A 15,095-nucleotide genomic window follows, 5' to 3' on the forward strand; every position below is an offset into this window, starting at 1 on the left:
CGCAATGGATAATGCAACGTTAGCGATTGGTATCGATCTCGGTACCACCAATAGTTTAATCGCCGTCTGGCAAGACGGAGCCGCACAATTAATACCTAATAAATTTGGTGAATATTTAACACCATCCATAATTAGTATGGATGAAAATAAGCAAATCCTGGTGGGAAAACCTGCCGCAGCTCGTAAAACATCTCATCCAGATAAAACCGCTGCCTTATTTAAACGTGCAATGGGCAGTAATACTCACTGGCATTTGGGTGAAGAGTCGTTTAATGCGCCGGAATTATCTTCGCTGGTTTTACGCTCGCTGAAAGAAGATGCGGAAGACTACCTTCAGCAGCCAATCAAGGACGTCGTGATCTCGGTTCCGGCTTATTTCAGCGATGAGCAGCGTAAGCATACACGCCTTGCCGCTGAGCTTGCGGGGTTAAACGCTGTGCGTTTGATCAATGAACCCACGGCGGCGGCAATGGCTTATGGCCTGCATACGCAGCAAAACAGCCGTTCGCTGGTTTTCGATCTGGGGGGCGGAACCTTTGATGTGACCGTTCTGGAATACGCTACGCCGATTATCGAAGTTCACGCCTCCGCTGGCGATAACTACCTCGGCGGCGAAGATTTCACGCATTTGTTACTTGATGAAGTGCTGAAACGCTGGAACCTCGATAAATCAGCGCTGACGGATAGCGATCTGGCTGCGCTGTATGCCTGTGTTGAAGCCGCAAAATGCGCCAGCGGCTCCCCGCTGCGCATGAGCTGGCTTTATCAGGAGCGCGCGCTGGAAAGCACGTTTTATGACGATGAGCTGGAAGCCCTGTGGCTACCGTTGCTCAACCGGCTGCGCACGCCCATTGAGCAGGCGCTGCGCGATTCCCGACTCAAACCGGAGCAAATTGACAGCCTGGTGCTGGTCGGCGGCGCGTCACAAATGCCGCTGGTGCAACGCATCGCGGTGCGCTTATTCGGTAAATTGCCCTATCAAAGTTACGATCCCAGCACCATCGTGGCGCTTGGCGCCGCAACTCAGGCCGCCTGTCGCCTGCGCCATGAAGACGTTGAAGAGGTGATCCTCACGGATATCTGCCCCTACTCGCTGGGCGTGGAAGTCAACCGACAGGGAGTGCCTGGTATTTTCTCGCCCATCATTGAACGCAATACCACCGTTCCGGTGTCAAAAGTGGAAACGTACTCCACCATGCACCCTGAGCAGGACTCTATTTGCGTCAGGGTATACCAGGGCGAAAGCCACAAGGTGAAAAATAATATCCTGATCGATTCTTTTGACGTCATGCTGAAGCCGAACGGGCACATTCAGGCCATTGATATTCGTTTTAGCTACGATATTAATGGTCTGCTGGAAGTTGACGTGCTGCTGGAAGACGGCAAGAGTGAATCCAGAATCATCAGCCATAATGCCACCTCACTGACAACGCAGCAAATCGACGCCAGCCGCGAGCGCCTGCAGGCGCTGAAAATTTATCCCCGCGATATGCTGATTAACCGGACGTTTAAAGCACAGTTAGAGGAGCAGTGGTCACGCGCGTTAGGCGATGAGCGCGAAATGCTGGGGGAGATTATTACCGATTTCGACGCGGCGCTGCTGTCTAATGATATGCAGCGCGTCGATGACGTGCGCCGTCGCGCCTGCGAATATCTGGGTATTGACGAGCCGAAAGCGCCGTAACGGCGCTTTCACTACCCCTGTTCAGAAAAAATGGAAGAATCGATTTAACGCGCAGACAATCAACGCGATCAAACCGACAATCTTCATGATTTTCATCACCCCGCCAGATTCCGTCTGACGGGGTGCTTCGGTTTTCGCTTCAGAAGACAATTTTTTCTCAGCCGCCAGTCTGAGCTCTTCCGCCAGCTCCTTTTTGTCGCGAATATCGCCTGGCTTCATGGCGATTTTAGATGACAATGCCTGGGTTATCAGCGCCTCCAGCGGACAGGCTTGCCCCTCCTCCAGCCGGATCAGCAGGCGAAAAAAGGGCTTTTCTTTGGGAAACGCTTCCAGCACCACCTGCTCCGCCGTCCGGTACAGATCCAACAGCGGCGTTTCGGGTTCCCCCTGGGTACTCAGCCGTGAATTTGCCCACGCCATCGCTTTTCGCTTATAAAACAGGGAGTCAACAAATGAACGCCCCAGCGGTGATAACCTACCGCTGTGCAAAATATCCGCCCACAGTAAACGCGTGCGCGCGCTTTCACCGGGGACATATTCGGCATCCGCCATACAGCGCGCTTCGACCGCCATCACCGCCAGCGGGAAGAAATCAGGCCGATGCTGGCGGCACCAGCCCAGCAACAGGTCGTCCGCCTGCGTGGAGGGATAACGCTGCCAGAAATCGCAAAGATCGGCCAACAGGCTTTCCCCTTCACCGCAGAGCAAACGCTGTTTGCACAGGTAATAGTGCGCATCTTCGTTATCCGGCTCCGCGGCCTGCCAGCGACGAGCAATATCGGCCAGTTCCGCCATGCCCCACTGCTCGGCGCTAAACCAGTGTAATAGTTTACGATGCAGCTGTTTATCATCGGGAATTATCCAGGCTCCCTGAACCTGTAGAGCGTCGGCAAAATGTTCGGGATAAAAGCGCCAGATATGCTCAAGCTTAAAAAAGTAGGCGTCAGTTTGGTCTTGAACAACAAGAGGCAATTTGGCCAGACTTAGCAGATCAAACGCATCGCCCCGCTTTACGGTCTCCAGAAATGCTTCCAGCTCTTCTCCCTCAGCATCATCGTCTGCTTCCTGCGGCTGCCAGTTCAGACGCTGCGCCAACAATGCCAGGCAAGACAGCGAGATCGTTTCCGTTTTCATGGCGATGTCGCACAACTGCCAGCGCAGCTTATCTATCTCATCCATTGAACACTGGTTCAATTGCTGAATAAATTTCTGCCATGCCGAGGGCTGAAAGCGATCGCGCTCTGATGCCAGCAATTCCCTGAACGCCACCAGTATTTCATGTTCGTCGCCCACCTCTTCCGTTTTTGCGTCCTCCGCAGGCGAGGCGGCCCAGTGCTGCGCTTCTTCATAGGCCTGACGCAATCGCTTAAAACCCTGCGGATCGCTCTCAGGGTGGAATGAGGGCAACAGGGCAAGATAAGCCTGACGGATACATTCCAGATCGGTGGTGGGTTCAATGCCCAGGATTTCCCAACAGATATTCATAAATCGCTCACTCCTTTAAGCGTTTCCGGGCATGTCGGTTGTTCGTTGAGTGGTCGCCACGGTAGCAGCGCATAATAACTCTCTGTCGTAGAGGTCAGTTCATTAAACATCCGTGCGCCTGAAGCGTCGTACTTTAGGTGGGCAAAATATGCCTGCATGGCGTCCCCTTCGGCCTGCCAGTACAGCCGACCCAACGAATAGGCGGCAAAATATTGCGTCCAGCCGTCGTAAAAATAGTGCGCCCGCGCATAGATACGCGATTGCAGCCACAGACTTTCCTCTTCCGTCAGCCATTGATTCAACACCCCCATCCGGCATAAAAACCCCATACGCACATAGTCCCAGGCTTTGATACCGCCGCGACCGCAGCATAGTGCGGTTTCGGCAACAAATCGCGCATAAATCTGGCCCTGCTCGCCAAACTGCGCGGTAAATTCGCGCCATTGGCGAGGAGATAGCGTAAACCAGCGGATATAAAAGGGAGCCAAATCTGCCGCATGACCATCGTCCGTCATCCGATAGATGGTTTGAATAAGATCTTCACGGTTATCAATCCCCCATGAATCGGAGAGATCAAAGTGTGTTTTCCCGGTATACATTGCCGGGGAGAAGTGCGAAGGTTTCGCGCCAATGGCACGACTGTTTAGCACCTCCATCGGCGTGGAGAGCGCAAAAAGTAAATATTGTTCTTCCTTGTCCATATTCGATATCCCTAATGCATAAACTGGCGTAATACATGGCCGACAACGCCAATAAATAAAATGATTTTAATCACCTGCCAGAGGCCAAAGCCGCCGCCAGATTCCTCCGTACTCGGCGAAGTCACCGTCGTCACCGGGTCTTCATCTGCGACTACAGCTTCACACGGTGTGGCGACAGCCGCAGCCCGCCCCAGCAACCCGCGAATAACCAGCGCTTCCAACGGGCAGATATCCGGCGTATCAAGCTTCGTCACCAGCCTCTGTAACAATGCCGCTGACGGCTCCTCGGCGCACGCCAGGCTATCCGCCACCTGATACAACAGCCAGTATGGATGCTGGCTATGCGCCTCACTCATCGCTGGCGCGCCATAATTCAAACGCCGCGCAATAAAACTTTCGCTTAGCGGCGATAATGCGCCGCTGTGCAGCGCCTCGGCCCACAGCAAGCAGGTACGCGCGCTTGAGCCGGGAATATAGAGCAGTTGTTCAGCGTTAATATCCACCTGCTCACGCCCCTCAACCGCCATCACCAGCAGCGGGAAAAAGTCCGGCCGATGCTGGCGACACCAGCGCAGCAACAGATCGTCAAGCTGGGTAGAAGGCTGCGCCCACCACTGCGCGTAAAGTTCCGGCAGCAGGCTATCGCCTTCACCGCAGAATACGCGCTGGGCTAAGTAGTAATAACCCGGCGTTGCGTTATCGGGTTCGGCTTCCTGCCATGCCAGGGCGACAGGCAGCAGCTCCGCAATACCCCAGTGCAGGGTGCTGAACCAGCGTAACAGACGTCGTTGAAAGCGTAGATTGTCCGGGATAATCCAGGCGCCGTGCTGCGCCATAAGTTGGGCGAAATAGAGAGGATGCTCGAAAAAGGTGTTGTCCAGGGCATCATAAAAAGCAATGGTCTGGTTTTGTACCGTCACTGGCAAATGCAGCAATAGCGAATAATCAAACAGGTCGCCACGGCGGATTTCAAACAAAAGATCCTCCACCGCCTCGGCATCGACATCTCGATTATCACTCCCCTGTTCCCAGGCCAGGCGATCTGACAGCAGTTTCAGACACGAGTACGAAATAGGAAAGGTCTTCATCGCGATAGCGCACAGCCACCAGCGCGATTTTTCGACCTGTGAAATCGATAATTTATTGATCTGTTGGATAAACTCCTGCCATGCCTGCGGCTGAAAGCGCCGTTCGCCATCCGCCAGCAAATCACCGAATATCTCCCTGAGATAATTCACCCACGGGGTATCGGGATCCTCTTCAACCATCGTTATGGCGGGAGATTTCGTAAACCGCAATGCGTATTCATAGGCTTCTCGCAATAGCTTAAAACCCTGCGGATCGGTTTCCGGATGAAATGACGGCAGCAGCGCCAGATAAGCCTGACGAATGGCGTCGGTATCCGTGGTGGCCTCAATACCAAGGACTTGCCAACAGGTTTTCATAGATCGCTCACCTCCTGAAGCGTGTCCGGGCATTCAGGGTAATGGGGCAGGTAGCGCCACGGCAGCGTGGCGTAAAAACTGTCTTTTCCGGCGATCAGCTTATTCATCATACGTCGCCCCGCGTCATCAAACTCCTTACGGGCGAATGTCTCGCGTAGCAGCGGTAGGTTATCGCCATTCCGTAACTGCCAGTACAAACGCCCGGTGTAATAAGCGCTGAAATACGGCAACCAGCCGGAATAATAGTTGAGCGCACGAAGCTGTATCCGCGACTGCAGCCACAGGCTCTCCTCTTCCGTCAGCCATTCATTGAGTACGCCCATGCGGCAGAGAAATCCCATCCGCACATAATCCCAGCTGCGAATACCGCCTTCACCGCAACACACGGCGGTATCAGCGACGAATCGGGCATAAATACGATCTCCCTCATCCAGCGTGTCGGTATACTCCTGCCACTCCTGCGGCGCATACCTAAACCAGAGGCGATATAGCCATTCCAGTTGTGTGGCATGACCGTCATCCGTCATGCGGGAAATGGTCTGAAGCAGTTCATCGCGATTTTCAATACCCCACGACGATTCAAGATCGAAACGTTTTATCCCTATATACATTTTCGGTGACGAATGTGAAGGTAAACAGTCCTCGTTCAATACTTCCATTGGCGAGGAAAGTGCAAAGAGTAAATATTGTGATTCTTTATCCATAATAAATCGCAAAAATATATTCACACCACAAATAAAAACGCAATTGAAAACTAAAATAGAGTACAACAAAGCCAAATCGCAATATATTATTAATCTAAAAAACAATGGCGGGATAAATTAAAAAATGAATCATTCCATAACCAGTCATCCCTGCGACAACGTATCTTTAGCACAATTAACCGAACTGGCGCAGTCAGGAAATAGTGAAGCTCAATATATATTAGGCCGTTTATATAATGACGAACGTATAGATGGCAGCGAAGAGGATAAGCTCTCTTTTTATTGGCTACAGCAGGCGGCCGAGCAAGGGCATTGCGGGGCGCAATATTGGCTCGGCTTAAGATACAAAGACACGCCTACCGACATGAAAGATAATACACTGGCTTTATTCTGGTCAGAAAAAGCCGCACAGCAAGGACACCGCCACGCTTTCAACACATTAGGCTGGGTTCAGGAAGGAGAAACCGGGATGGCTCCAGATTATGCCCAGGCCGTTGCCTGGTATCGCAAAGGAGCAGAACAGAGCCACAACCTTGCGCAATATAATCTCGGCAGAATGTATCATTCAGGAACTGGCGTAGAGCAAAATGATACACAGGCACTCTACTGGTTTAAACAGGCAGCATTACAAGGCCATTGCGCCAGCCAGGAAAGACTGGCGTATATGTATGGCAATGGGAAAGGATGTCGGAAAAATTTATCCCTTGCCGCCCTTTGGTACAAGAAGAGCGCGCTACAAGAGAGCAGCTACTCGCAATATCAGATGGGCTATTGTTATTACATCGGAAAAGGTATCAAACAAGATTACCAGCAGGCAATATACTGGTTTCGAAAAGCGGCAGACCAGGGTGACGATGATGCCTATAACAGTATCGGCTGGATGTACAAATGCGGTCATGGCGTCGAGCAAAATTATTCGCTAGCACTGGAATGGTTCCACAAATCAGCAGAATGTAACAATTCATCGGGCTGGTACAACCTCGGATGCATGTACAGAGATGGATACGGTACCGCACAAGACCTACAACAAGCGCTCTACTGGTTCAAAAAAGCACAGCCCACGGGCAAATGGAACGTCGACGAAGAGATCCGCAAACTGGAAGCCCAACTGCACGCTTAACATGGCGGACGGCAACCGTCCGCTCACGATAATGAACCTTACGGCTCAAACGGCCTGCGCTGGAACTGATCGTGGCCACACTTCGGGCAGAGCGGCAACACATCCGGCGTGTAAACCGCCAGATGATAGTGGCATTTCTCGCACACCAGATTCCCCAACCCCACCACTTCGCCACTGTGATACACGCCGTGGTGATTCAAATCCTGGAAGACTTCACGCCATTCCAGCTGGGTTTTGTCGGTAATGTCCGCCAGTTCCTGCCAGAGACTCTCTTTAATCACCCGCAAGAAGACGCTATCTTCCTGGCTCTCTTCGTAGCTCATGGCGAACTCTTCCAGATCGCGTCTGACAGCGCGCGTCAGTTCGTCCACCTCGGTTCGCGTTAACTCCCCTGTTTGCATCACGCGCTGGCGCGCCTGCTCCACCAGCGCATCAATGTCGCGCTCGCCATTGCGTAAACGCTCGCTTAATGAGGCCACCAGTTCACGGTAATATTGAGCAACCTTGTTCATCACTTCACCTCTTGGATCGTTAACTGCCTATAATAATAGACGTTATTTGCGCTACGCTTTGCAAGGCTGCCCACAGAGTCTGTAAATTCTTGTCAGGCCGACTCACGTATCCAGCGCGTCAGCGAGGTACGATCGACATTTAACCGTTTCGCCACTAACGATTTATTATCCCTTTCCGCCTCTAATAATTTTCTCAAAATACGCAGGCGAATCGTTTTATAATCGCCAGCCAGCATCTGGCAGTCGTGGCAGGTACTTGGCTCGCGTCGGCTCCCCTCTTCCAGATCGTCCAGCAAGAGGCGGCCCTCATCCAGCGTTGCCGGGGAGTGATCAATAGAGAGCACCAGCCGTTCGATAATATTGCTTAACTGCCTGACGTTTCCGGGCCAGGCGAAGCGCTGAAGCTCTTGCCACAGCGCCGGGGTTAACGTTAGTGCCGGGCGTTTATAATGCTGGCTGAAACTAGTAAGCAGCGACAGGCCGATGGCTTTGATATCCTCCGGACGTTTGCGTAGCGGGATGGTGGTCACTTTTAATACGTTAAGCCGATAGTAAAGATCTTCGCGAAATGTCCCGTCCGCAATGAGCTTCGTTAACGTCTGATTGGTCGCCGCAATCACACGAATATCAACAGGTATCATCTGGTCTGAGCCCAGCCGCATAATCTGCCGCTCCTGCAATACCCGTAATAAGCGCGTCTGTAGCGGTTTATCCAGCTCGCTAATCTCATCCAGAAAAATGGTACCGTGGTGCGCTAATTCAAACAGGCCTATTTTGCCTTTCGGCGACGCGCCGGTAAATGCGCCGGCGACATAGCCAAAGAGTTCGCTCTCCAGAATCTGAGGGGCCATCGCGCCGCAGTTAATGGCGACAAACGGGCCGTTGACGCGTTGGCTGGCGTTATGAATACTTTGCGCCAGCACCTCTTTTCCCGTCCCGCTTTCGCCATTAATTAAGATAGTCGCGTCCGTACCGGCATAATTTTTAATGATCGCCAGACGACGCAGCATTTCCGGGTTTTCGGTAAGCAGATCGTCGAAATGATAGCGGGCGCTCAAGCCGCGGCGAGACAGTTCCTGGCGGCGAACATGATGTTCCGCCCCCTGTAAACTGGAGACGGTTTGCATCGTCAACACCACCCGACTTAACTGTCTGGCCGCAAATACCGGATACAGATTAACCACCATCGCGCCTTGCGGCGTATCGACGACTTTCGCGCTGACGGTTTTTCCCTCGCGTAATGTATGCCGCTCCTGGTGCAATACCTGTTTCAGGAAAGACGCGTCATAAATTTCACCGGAGGCGTTAATTTTAAAAAGTTGGCTCGCATATTTATTGTAATGCAGTAACGCGCCTGTATCATCAAGCGTGATAACAGCTTTATCAAACTGATCGAGAATCAGCTGCAGATGATGACGCTCCAGTAATTGGCTGCGAAAAGCCAGATATAATGAGCGGGCTTCTTCCAGAGCTTCGGTTATTGAGGCGGGGCTGGAATCAAGTAAACGGAATTGCGAGCCCAGCGGTGAAAAATAATCCTGACAAACGGTATCGCCAACAATGCAATCTAATGGCGTGGACGCTAATTGTTGCTTCAGGCAAGAAATCGTTTCTTTATCATTTCCCTGTAAGGTAAAAATTTTATAGTTAATATTTAACTGTTCCGCTACGCGCGCGCATCCTTTGATCACACTGGAAAAGCCGACAATACCGACAGTGCCTTTTTGTCCTTTAAAAGGGATAAGCGCATCAAGAATGTCGTAGCCGGACATTTTAATTTCGACTACCGGTAATTTACTGTGCTTTTTTAATATTTCCGCACAGCCGCCACGACTAATCAGTACCTGGTGCCCACGGGACTCTAATAAAGGTAGCTCATCCAGGATACGATTAAGCGTCGTTTGATGAATAGTGACGGCGTAATCCAACTGCGCGACCAGCGCCTCGGCAGCCTTTGCCAGTTGAGGGTAAGGAGAGACAAAACAGAGAGGAGATGCGGCTATATCTTTCGTCTTATTCATCACTCACCATCCTGTTGGTTTATGAACGGGCGAGACCGCCCGTCGTGATTTATTTTCCGCCGAAACGCTAACCGCCTGCGGCGGCTGGGTTCAGTTTACGATCGTAGCGTTTTTTTATCCATACGGTCAGGAAGGGGGCGCACAGAGCGGTAATAATCGTCGAGGCCGCCACCTGCGCCGCCGCCGTCGACGCCAGGTCGGTAAAATGCGGATCGAGCAGCGCGATTGCCGCTGGCGTCGCGACGGCGTTGCCAGAGGTGGTGGATACCGCCGCGCCTGCCACGCCGCTGCCTCCCGTCAGGCGATCGGCGAAAATATTAAAAAATCCGCCAATCGCCACTGTCATGAGTCCCAGTAAAATGCCTGAAGAGCCTGCCGTGATAAGTCGTGCGAAATCAATACCGTATCCTAACCCAAAGGCAAAAAAGGGAATCGTTACCACGCTGCCCTGTTTAAGAAACTTGCGCATGTCCTCATCCAGATTACCCAAAATCATGCCAATGATAATGGGAATAATAACCGCCACCAGATTCATAAAGGGTATCGACACCATGCCTGCCGACCCTAACGCCAGCATGGTGAAAAAGGGACCATCGTTCAACGATATTACCGCAATCGCGCCGCCGTCGGTTTCATCGCCGTACTCCCCCACCAACGCGGCATATAACCCACTGTTCGAGTTGGTCATCGCCGAAATAATCGCTAAAGCCGACAGACCTAATAACCCATCCGGGCCGCAAAATTTTCCGACCAGAATGCCAATAATCACGCCGCTGGCAAATTTCGCAAAGGTGATCGCAGCGCCTTTTTTCAACGCTTTCGGCGCGGCTTTAAACTGGATATCCGCGCCCATACAGACTAAAAACATGCCTAAAATCGCCATTGCGCCATGCGAAATAGAGGTGACAAAACCGCCTATTTCCAGCGCCTCCGGCGCAAAAGTTTTAAACAATGCGCCGATGATCAGCGGTACAACCATCATACCACCAGGAAAACGTTCCAGTGTTTTTTTAATTTTCATAGCTTATTCCCAGGAGATAACCGGACAGCTTGTGCTGCCCGATTTGGTATCAGAACGTCGGCGCGATCTTATAAATAGAGAATTCGTTATGACCTAAATCTTCTGATTTAGTCGTTTTCCCGTTCGCGACGCGTAAAATTTCCTGATAAATTTCCTCGCCCATTTGTGTAATAGAAGCCTCGCCAGACATAATGGCGGACACATCAATATCAATATTGTCCTGCATCATTTCCCACGTTGCTTTATTACCCGTAATTTTTATTACCGGCGCTATTGGGTTACCGGCAGGCGTTCCGCGACCGGTAGTAAAAATAACGATCTGCGCTCCACCCGCCACCATGCCGGAAATAGATTCAATATCCTGCCCCGGGGTATCCATAATCCACAGGCCCGGATGCGTTGGGCTATCGGCATATTCCAGTACGCCCTGTAACGGCGCATGACCCGCTTTATGCATACAGCCTAACGATTTTTCTTCAATGGTAGTCAACCCGCCTTTAATATTGCCCGGCGTCGGCTGTCCCCCGCGAATATCCTCGCCCAGCGCTTTTGCTCGCGCCTCGCAGCCGACCACTAAATCAATAAGCTGTTGACCAACCTCCGGCGTCACCGCGCGTTTCGCCATCACATGCTCGGCGCCAATAAATTCCGTCGTTTCAGAAAGAATTGAGCTTCCGCCGCAGCGTATCAGCTTATCCGAGGCGACCCCGCAGGAAGGGTTAGACGCCAGCCCCGATGTCGTATCTGACCCGCCGCACTCCATCGCCAGCAGCAGCTCGCTAACCGGTGCTTGCTGCGGTTTTTGCATGGAGAGTTGTTGCGCATAGTCGCGGGCCAGCGAAATCCCTCTGGCCTGACATTTAAGCGTGCCGCCCTCTTCCTGAATGGTGATGCAGGAGGTCGGTTTGCCAAATGCGGTAATCTCTTCTGCGATGCGCAGCGGCTCCGCGCCTTCACAGCCTAAGCCCACAACCACAATAGCGCCGACGTTGGGATTATTCGCCACATTAATCAATGTCTTTTCCGTCAGACGCGCATCGCCTGCCACCTGGCAGCAGCCAAAATCGTTATTCACCCATGTCGCGCCTTTTACCTGCCGGGCAATATCCTGGGCGACTTTATTCGCACAAACGCTGGTAGGTAAAATCAGTACATAATTACGGATGCCAAAACGGCCGTCAGGGCGGCGGAAACCCAAAAAAGTCTCATTGCTCATAATCATTTTCCCTTGTTTTATATTATTTCCAGTCACCACGTCCGCGTTCGCTTTCCACATTGTGGACGTGCACATAGTCGCCACTTTTTATTTCCTGAGTGGCGCGGCCAATGGATTCGCCATATTTATAAACTTCGCCATGAAAAGGCACATCGCAGATGGCGAATTTGTGGCCAAATGGCACATCCTGATGTAACACAACGCTTATCTCGCGTTCGCCAATGAACATTGTGGCGGTTTCGCCGGCCTTGAGCGCCGTAATAGCCGTCGCGACGCAATCCTGAGGGTGAATCACCACTGCATTTTTTTTCACGATTAACTCCTTTGCTTTAGTCCTGTCTTCCCTAATCAAAAGGCGTGCCATTTTTTAACTAATTGGTTTATATGGCTTTATTTTTACAGGCCGATCTGGCGGTGACAGGAACTGCGGTAATTTGCCTCAGTCGTGTCGCATTTTGCGTCACCTCCTCATGAACGCCTGGCGCGACAAATGTTCTACCCCCTGTTTTGACGTGCGTGTTTGGGCTATGCTATGCGGATCTAAACACCACCTCTAAAGCTACATTTGTAGCTGTATCGAAAACAGGACTACTGGCTGCCATGCAAGAGCAATACCGCCCGGAAGAGATAGAATCCAAAGTACAGCTTCACTGGGATGAGAAGCGCACATTTGAAGTGACCGAAGACGAGAGCAAAGAGAAGTATTACTGCCTGTCGATGCTTCCCTATCCTTCTGGCCGACTACACATGGGCCACGTACGTAACTACACCATCGGCGACGTGGTTGCCCGCTACCAGCGTATGCTGGGCAAAAACGTGCTGCAGCCAATCGGCTGGGACGCCTTCGGCCTGCCGGCGGAAGGCGCGGCGGTGAAGAACAACACCGCGCCGGCGCCGTGGACGTACGACAACATCGCGTACATGAAAAACCAGCTCAAAACGCTGGGTTTTGGCTATGACTGGAGCCGCGAAATCGCGACCTGCACCCCGGAATACTACCGTTGGGAACAGAAATTCTTCACCGAGCTGTATAAAAAAGGCCTGGTGTACAAGAAGACTTCTGCCGTTAACTGGTGCCCGAACGATCAGACCGTTCTCGCCAACGAACAGGTGATCGACGGCTGCTGCTGGCGTTGCGACACCAAAGTTGAGCGTAAAGAGATCCCACAGTGGTTTATCAAAATCACCGCTTACGCAGACGAGCTGTTGCGCGATCTGGATAAGCTGGACCACTGGCCTGATACCGTAAAAACGATGCAGCGCAACTGGATTGGCCGCTCTGAAGGCGTGGAAATCACCTTCGATGTGAAGGGTTACGATAACACCCTGACCGTCTATACCACCCGTCCGGATACCTTTATGGGCGCCACTTACCTGGCGGTGGCCGCCGGTCATCCGCTGGCGCAAAAAGCGGCGGCGAATAACGCCGAGCTGGCGGCGTTCATCGACGAATGCCGTAACACCAAAGTGGCCGAAGCCGAAATGGCGACCATGGAGAAAAAAGGCGTCGACACCGGCTTTAAAGCGATTCATCCGTTAACTGGCGAAGAGATCCCGGTCTGGGCGGCAAACTTTGTCCTGATGGAGTACGGCACTGGCGCGGTGATGGCCGTTCCGGGTCACGATCAGCGCGACTACGAATTTGCCTCCAAATACGGTTTGACCATCAAGCCGGTGATTCTGGCCGCCGACGGTTCCGAGCCGGATCTTTCCGAACAGGCGCTGACCGAAAAAGGCGTGCTGTTTAACTCCGGCGAGTTCGACGGTCTGGCCTTTGAAGCGGCGTTTAACGCCATTGCCGATAAACTGGCGGAAAAAGGCGTCGGCGAACGTAAAGTGAACTACCGTCTGCGTGACTGGGGCGTTTCCCGTCAGCGTTACTGGGGCGCGCCGATCCCGATGGTCACCCTGGAAGACGGCACCGTGCTGCCGACGCCGGAAGATCAACTGCCGGTTATTTTGCCGGAAGACGTCGTCATGGACGGCATCACCAGCCCGATCAAGGCCGATCCTGAGTGGGCGAAAACCACCGTTAACGGTATGCCGGCGCTGCGTGAAACCGACACCTTCGACACCTTTATGGAATCGTCATGGTACTACGCGCGTTATACCTGCCCGCAGTATCAGGAAGGAATGCTGGATTCGAAAGCGGCAAACTACTGGCTGCCAGTCGACATCTACATTGGCGGTATTGAACATGCCATCATGCACCTGCTCTACTTCCGCTTCTTCCATAAGCTGATGCGCGATGCGGGCATGGTCACCTCTGACGAGCCGGCTAAACAGTTGCTGTGCCAGGGCATGGTACTGGCGGATGCGTTCTATTATGTCGGCGAGAACGGCGAGCGTAACTGGGTTTCGCCAGTTGACGCTATCGTCGAGCGCGATGAAAAAGGCCGCATCGTCAAAGCAAAAGACGCAGCGGGTCATGAGCTGGTCTACACTGGCATGAGTAAAATGTCCAAGTCGAAAAATAACGGTATCGACCCGCAGGTAATGGTTGAACGTTATGGCGCGGACACGGTACGCCTGTTTATGATGTTCGCTTCTCCGGCGGATATGACTCTGGAATGGCAGGAGTCCGGCGTAGAAGGCGCAAACCGCTTTATTAAACGCGTCTGGAAGCTGGTTTACGAACACACCGCTAAAGGTCCTGTCGCGGCGCTGAACGTCGATGCGCTGAGCGAAGATCAAAAAGCGCTGCGTCGCGATGTGCATAAAACCATTGCCAAAGTGACCGATGATATCGGCCGCCGTCAGACGTTCAACACCGCCATTGCGGCGATCATGGAGTTGATGAACAAACTGGCGAAAGCCCCGCAGGAAGGCGAACAAGACCGCGCACTGCTTCAGGAAGCGCTGCAGGCCGTCGTGCGTATGCTTAACCCGTTCACCCCGCACGTCTGCTTTACCTTGTGGCAGGAACTGGGCGGCGAAGGCGATATCGACAACGCGCCGTGGCCGGTTGCCGACGAGCAGGCAATGGTGGAAAACACCACGCTGGTTGTCGTGCAGGTTAACGGTAAAGTTCGCGGTAAGATCACCGTTGCGGTGGATGCCACCGAAGAACAGGTGCGTGAACGTGCAGGCCAGGAACATCTGGTGGCAAAATATCTTGATGGCGTTACCGTGCGTAAAGTGATTTACGTTCCGGGTAAACTCCTCAATCTGGTTGTTGGCTAAGCG

The 15,095-nt window shown here is 52.6% G+C and carries 12 protein-coding genes; 3 read left to right on the forward strand and 9 right to left on the reverse strand.

Annotated features, from left to right (window positions below; translation table 11 throughout):
• The first annotated feature begins 4 nt into the window (after positions 1-4).
• The gene (gene hscC, locus NA330_RS10720; protein ID WP_000368026.1) at positions 5-1,684 is read left to right on the forward strand and encodes a molecular chaperone HscC; all 1,680 of its coding nucleotides are present in this window, start codon (positions 5-7) and stop codon (positions 1,682-1,684) included.
• Between the two features lie 21 nt (positions 1,685-1,705).
• Here hscC and NA330_RS10725 read toward each other — a convergent pair whose 3' ends face one another.
• The 4 genes from NA330_RS10725 to NA330_RS10740 are packed head-to-tail and all read right to left on the reverse strand — an operon-like array spanning position 1,706 to position 6,019.
• Positions 1,706-3,169: a J domain-containing protein gene (locus tag NA330_RS10725; protein ID WP_001017752.1), complete on the reverse strand. Its 1,464-nt coding sequence runs from the start codon at positions 3,167-3,169 to the stop codon at positions 1,706-1,708.
• On the reverse strand, positions 3,166-3,870 hold the full coding sequence (locus tag NA330_RS10730; RefSeq protein WP_023242555.1) for a DUF1266 domain-containing protein: 705 nt from the start codon (positions 3,868-3,870) through the stop codon (positions 3,166-3,168). The genes NA330_RS10725 and NA330_RS10730 overlap by 4 nt, the downstream gene beginning before the upstream one ends.
• A gap of 11 nt (positions 3,871-3,881) precedes the next feature.
• Positions 3,882-5,315: a J domain-containing protein gene (locus NA330_RS10735; protein WP_023242556.1), complete on the reverse strand. Its 1,434-nt coding sequence runs from the start codon at positions 5,313-5,315 to the stop codon at positions 3,882-3,884.
• Positions 5,312-6,019: a DUF1266 domain-containing protein gene (locus NA330_RS10740; protein ID WP_023242557.1), complete on the reverse strand. Its 708-nt coding sequence runs from the start codon at positions 6,017-6,019 to the stop codon at positions 5,312-5,314. Before NA330_RS10740 ends, NA330_RS10735 begins: the two co-directional genes overlap by 4 nt.
• Before the next feature lie 124 nt (positions 6,020-6,143).
• On the opposite strand from NA330_RS10740, the gene NA330_RS10745 reads away from it, so the two are divergent.
• Positions 6,144-7,139, forward strand: a complete 996-nt coding sequence (locus NA330_RS10745) for a tetratricopeptide repeat protein (protein WP_023242558.1) — start codon at positions 6,144-6,146, stop codon at positions 7,137-7,139.
• A gap of 38 nt (positions 7,140-7,177) precedes the next feature.
• Here the strand turns inward: NA330_RS10745 and NA330_RS10750 are convergent, their stop codons facing one another.
• The 5 genes from NA330_RS10750 to NA330_RS10770 form a co-directional block, all read right to left on the reverse strand.
• Positions 7,178-7,651, reverse strand: coding sequence for a zinc ribbon-containing protein (locus tag NA330_RS10750; protein WP_001044885.1), 474 nt, complete (start codon positions 7,649-7,651; stop codon positions 7,178-7,180).
• A gap of 92 nt (positions 7,652-7,743) precedes the next feature.
• The gene (locus tag NA330_RS10755) at positions 7,744-9,672 is read right to left on the reverse strand and encodes a sigma-54 interaction domain-containing protein (protein ID WP_001044170.1); all 1,929 of its coding nucleotides are present in this window, start codon (positions 9,670-9,672) and stop codon (positions 7,744-7,746) included.
• 67 nt (positions 9,673-9,739) lie between these two features.
• Complete coding sequence (locus tag NA330_RS10760) at positions 9,740-10,693, reverse strand: 2-keto-3-deoxygluconate permease (RefSeq protein WP_000694477.1); 954 nt, start codon at positions 10,691-10,693, stop codon at positions 9,740-9,742.
• Between the two features lie 49 nt (positions 10,694-10,742).
• Positions 10,743-11,915, reverse strand: a complete 1,173-nt coding sequence (locus NA330_RS10765) for a UxaA family hydrolase (protein WP_001670689.1) — start codon at positions 11,913-11,915, stop codon at positions 10,743-10,745.
• 16 nt (positions 11,916-11,931) lie between these two features.
• Positions 11,932-12,273 carry a UxaA family hydrolase gene (locus NA330_RS10770; protein ID WP_001574029.1) on the reverse strand — a complete coding sequence of 114 codons (342 nt, stop codon included), beginning with the start codon at positions 12,271-12,273 and terminating at the stop codon, positions 11,932-11,934.
• 236 nt (positions 12,274-12,509) lie between these two features.
• Here NA330_RS10770 and leuS point away from each other — a divergent pair, with 236 nt between their 5' ends.
• Entirely contained in the window at positions 12,510-15,092 is a 2,583-nt protein-coding gene (gene leuS, locus NA330_RS10775; protein ID WP_001157912.1) for a leucine--tRNA ligase, read from the forward strand.
• Positions 15,093-15,095: the final 3 nt, after the last annotated feature.

It is taken from the genome of Salmonella sp. NW722 (genome assembly GCF_051702785.1).
GTDB lineage: Bacteria > Pseudomonadota > Gammaproteobacteria > Enterobacterales > Enterobacteriaceae > Salmonella > Salmonella enterica.